Source organism: Streptomyces sp. NPDC058373 (assembly GCF_042723275.1).
Lineage (GTDB): Bacteria > Actinomycetota > Actinomycetes > Streptomycetales > Streptomycetaceae > Streptomyces.
In genome coordinates this window covers 1-4,550 of sequence record NZ_JBHXJE010000094.1, presented here as the reverse complement: position 1 = coordinate 4,550, position 4,550 = coordinate 1, and the positions used below count along the sequence as shown (strand labels likewise).

2 protein-coding genes and 1 pseudogene are annotated in these 4,550 nt (G+C 72.4%); all 3 read right to left on the bottom strand.

The genetic code is table 11. The features are described 5' to 3' along the window. Window positions 1-532, bottom strand: a pseudogene (locus tag ACFWMZ_RS28095) (hypothetical protein); the annotation flags it as partial. Between the two features lie 32 nt (window positions 533-564). After that, complete coding sequence (locus tag ACFWMZ_RS28090) at window positions 565-2,595, bottom strand: CocE/NonD family hydrolase (protein ID WP_383204982.1); 2,031 nt, start codon at window positions 2,593-2,595, stop codon at window positions 565-567. 60 nt (window positions 2,596-2,655) lie between these two features. After that, complete coding sequence (locus tag ACFWMZ_RS28085) at window positions 2,656-3,957, bottom strand: acetyl-CoA carboxylase biotin carboxylase subunit family protein (protein WP_383204979.1); 1,302 nt, start codon at window positions 3,955-3,957, stop codon at window positions 2,656-2,658. Between the last annotated feature and the right edge of the window lie 593 nt (window positions 3,958-4,550).

Here is a 4,550-nt window from a genome sequence, read left to right as displayed (position 1 = left end):
GTGGGCGGGGCCGGTTTTCGGGGACGGCGGAGCGCGTGGCGCCCGGCCTTCCCCGGCGAGCGCGCGCCCGAAGTGACGCCCCGTCGGCACCCTCGGCGCCACAGCCCCTCATCCGGTGCCGCCGCACCGGCCCCGCCGCCGGCGGGGCGTCGCGGAAGGCGCCCGCACCGACGTGGGCGGCCACCGTGCGGCGGACCACGCGGTCGGCGAGGGCGGGGGCGTGCCGGGCGAAGGCCATCTCCAGGCGGCCCGGGCCCGTCGTCGCCACGTCGCGCGGGGCGCGGCGCGCGGTGGCCGCGCCCACCACCGCGTCCACGACGCCCTCGACCGGCTCCGGGCGCGAGACCCTCCCCAGGGAGAGACCGGCGGGCCGGGCGGTGTCGTGGATGGGGCCGGTGACCATGCTCGGGTAGACCGTCGTGACGCCGACACGGGTGCCGACCTCCAGCCGCAGGGCGTCGGCGGCCGGCGCCCGCTTCGGCGCGCCGACCCCGCTGCGGGCGGCCTGACCACGCGCGGCGCCCCGGACCACCGTCGTGGTCCGGGGCGCTCAGGTGCGCCGCCTCAGGTCAGGTCGCGGTCGACGCTCACCTTCCAGTTCCGCGAGAAGACCCGCTCGGCACCCTCGTAGGCGTCCAGCGTCGCGTGGACGTGGAACTGTTTCTCGTCGCAGGTCAGCACGGTGTTGGTCTCGGTCCGGGTCTCCCAGTCGCCGCGGGAGAACCGCATCGTCCAGGCGGAGCGTCCGCGCACAGAGCCGAAGTCGTCGGCCACCCAGTCGTACCGCTCCACGGCCCGGCGGCACACGTCGAGGTCGATCTCCGCGTAGTGCGTGGTCCCGCTGTCCTTGACGATGTCCAGCGCCGACCGGTAGTCGACCAGGTCACGGGAGACCTGCCAGCTCTGCTCCGGCGCGACCCGCTGCTCCGTCTCCAGCGGCTCCACCGCCTCCGGCTCCTCGAAGGAGATCCCCTCGTCGGGTGCGCGCACCGGCCGCACCGGGAGCGTCAGCGTGCTCGCCCCCGGCTCCACCGAGAGCAGCACCGGCTCCGGCGGCGGCCAAGCCAGCGGCCAGTACGAGGTGGAGAGCGCCAGCCGGACCCGGTGGCCGGGCGGGAAGGCCTGCGCGATGCCGTTGAGCCGCACCGAGGCCCGGTAGCGGCGGCCCGGCACGAGCGGTTCCGGGTCACCGCCCGCCAGGTGGGTGAGGTTGAGGACGCCGTAGGTGATGCGGGTCGCCGCCCCGTCCGGCGCCACGTCCGAGAGGCGGGCCGCGACCTGGGCGATGGGCCGGTCCACGGTGAATTCCAGCTCCACCGTGGGCGTGCCGAGGATCTCGACCCGCTCCGGCAGCGGTTCGCTGTCGAAGACCAGCGACCCGCCGTCCTCCTCCCGCTGGTCGTAGGGGAGGTCCGGCGGCGCGTTGTACGACGCCCACTTGCCCGCGAACTGGCCCACCGACAGCGGGGAGCGCACCGTCAGCGGCTCGCCCGCGCCCGGGCCCTCCGTCTCCGCCTCGCCGGAGTGCCCGATCCGGTGCGCGAAGAGCGGGTGGACGACCGGCTCGACGTGCGGCGAGGGCAGCTCGGGCTCACCGACCCAGCGGCCGGGGCGCTCCTCGTAGGAGGTGGACGGCGGCATGCTCTCCTGCATCCAGGAGCGGAGCATCGGGCCGTCCATGACGCCGTTCTCCTCACCCTTGAGCCAGTGGTCCCACCAGCGCACCACCTCCTGGAGGTAGCCGATCGCCGGACCGGGCTCGCCCAGGTGCGGGAACTTGTGCGACCACGGCCCGATCAGCCCCTTGCGGGGCACGTCGATGTGCTCCAGCAGCCGCGTCACCGCGTTGGAGTACCCGTCGGCCCAGCCGCTGGAGGCCAGCACCGGCACCTGGACCGCCGTGTAGTCCTCGCAGACCGAGGCGTGCCGCCAGTAGGCGTCGCGCCGCTGGTGGCGCAGCCACTCCACGACCCACGGGCCGCTGCCCTCCAACCGCTCGTGCCACATCTCGCGCCAGCTCCCCCCGACGACGGCCGGGTCGGGCGGACAGGTGGCGTAGGCGAACATGGTGCCCGCCTCGGCGAGGTTGTCGGAGAGCATCGCCCCGCCCATGTAGTGCATGTCGTCGTCGTACCGGTCGTCGGTGAACGACGCCAGCACCACCGCCTTCAGGCTCGGCGGCCGGCGCGCCGCCGTCTGAAGCGCGGCGAACGCCCCCCAGGAGATCCCCATCATGCCGGTGGAGCCGTCGCACCACGGCTGGTCGGCGATCCAGGCGAGGACCTCCTCGGCGTCCTGCTGCTCCCGCTCCAGGTACTCGTCGAGGAGGACCCCCTCCGAGTCACCGGTGCCCCGCAGGTCCACGCGGAGGCAGGCGTAGCCGTGCCCCGCGAGGTACGGGTGGTGCATCGAGTCGCGGACCGAGCTGAGGTCCCGCTTGCGGTACGGGATGGCCTCCAGGACCGCCGGGACCGGGTGCTCGTCGGAGGAGGCGGGCCGCCAGATCCGGGCGGAGAGCCGCACCCCGTCGGACATCGGGATGCGGACGTGCTCCTCCTCCTTGACGGGGTGGGGCAGATTGCTGACGAAACGCATACGGGGGCAGCAGCCTTCCAGTGCGAGGTCGTGCGGGCTGGCGCGGGAGAGCGGCCGGGCTCAGGCCGCGTCGTCGATCTCGAACTCCAGCGCGTCGACGGCTCGGTCGTACTTGACCTCCAGCTCCTTGTCGCTGTCGGCGCCCACGTAGATGTGGGCCAGCTCGGCGCTGTAACTGTCCTGGCCCGGCATCTCGGAGAGCCGGACGCCCTCCTCCGGGACGACGTGGACCTTCACGCCGGGAATCTCACGTTCGATCCGGGCGATCTCGTCGGGCGTCGGAACGCGCCGCACGACACCGTCCCGGAAAACACGGTAGTACCACTTGGCGCCGAATTCATACGGACCGTCCCCCTGCTTCACACGAGGGTCACGACCGAGCGCGAGAGAAATCAAGCGGTGATGGTTGGGGACGCCGTCGACATGTTCGAACATCTCGGCGTGCGACTGGGAATGGCGCGGATTGATTTCCAGGATGCTCACCGCGCCGGACTCCGGGTCGTAGAAGAACTCGATACTGAACGTCACCGAATCCATTCCCACCCGCTCGATGACGCGGCGCGAGATGTCCACGATCCGCTCCACCGTCTCCGCCGGCAGGTCCGCCGGGTACTGGTGGCGCAGGAAGCAGGCGCTGTTGGGGTACGTGTGCGAGTCCAGCACGCCGTACACCACCACCTCGCCGTTGTGCACGAAGCCCTCGACGGCGACCTGCACGCCGGTCAGCGCCTCCTCGGCGAGGCAGGCGGTGCCGCCCGCCGAGGCGACCTCTTCCGGCAGCTCCAGCCGGTCGAGGATGTGCTCGAAGGGGCCGCCGACCCGGCCGATCCCCTCCTTGATCTCTGCCACCGCGTCGCGGAACTCCTGCTCGTCGCGGACGCCGAAGGCCAGCTCGGACGAGAACGACTTGACGGGCTTGAGCCACATCGGGAACGACATGTCCTCGGGCGGCCGCGGCACCTCGGCGTCCAGGTCGACCAGGCCGAAGCCCGGCACCGCCTCCGGCGCGACCTCGCGCTGGACCAGGCGGCTCCAGTACTTGTGCTCGCAGCGCACGATCGACTCCAGGCTGCTGGAGCGCAGCCCGCGCTCCTGGGCGAGGATCGGCACCAGTGTGCTCACCGGGAAGTCCCAGTAGCCCACCACGGCGTCCACGGTGCCCTCGAAGGCGTCGAGCGTGGCCCGCGCCTTGCGCAGCAGTTCCGGGAAATCGATCTCCCCGTGCTGGAGTTCGTCCTGGGACAGCAGCGGGTGGAAGGTGAATTCATCGGCGCCGGGAACCGCGCAGAGCGTATCGAGATTGTCCTCGTCCAGTCCGACGACGAATATGTTGCGGCCGGTGCTCTCCTGAGAAGCGGTCATGAAGAAAAACTCCTGCGGTAGGGGGTCGGTGATCGGCGTCCTCCTTGAGCGGATGCCTGTCCGGCCCGATTACCCCTGGCCCTGTTCAGCAAACTGGAGGACGAATTCCCCGTGCCGCGCGTCACACCCGCGGCCCCCACTGTCGCGGCGGCGTTGCGGGTTCGTGGCCAGTGGGGCGAACCGCTGTCCACCCCGGCCCGGCGGCGCCTGGCGTCCGGGCAGGCACACGGCCTCAGCCTGGCCGGCGCTTGAGGCCATCGGTGACCGGCACCGTGGAGCCGGACAGTCCCCCCACCCGAGCCGCCCCTCAGCCCGGCCGGCGCTTGAGGCCACCCTCAGCCCGGCCGGCGTTTGAGGCCAACCAATGCCCCAACCCCGAGCCCAGCGCACACCCGGCCACGCCCCCCGCCTCCGACGGCACGTCACCCCGCCCGCCCCGCCGCAGGCCCCCACCGGAGGCGCACCCAGGACGTACCGGGCGGAACCCACCCCGGGGCGCCCCTAGGCCCTGTCCGGCGGATCTTCGTGGGCCTGCGACGCCTGGCACGCACTCTCGCCGTACGCCCGAATCACCCGAGTACGTCCAGTACGAG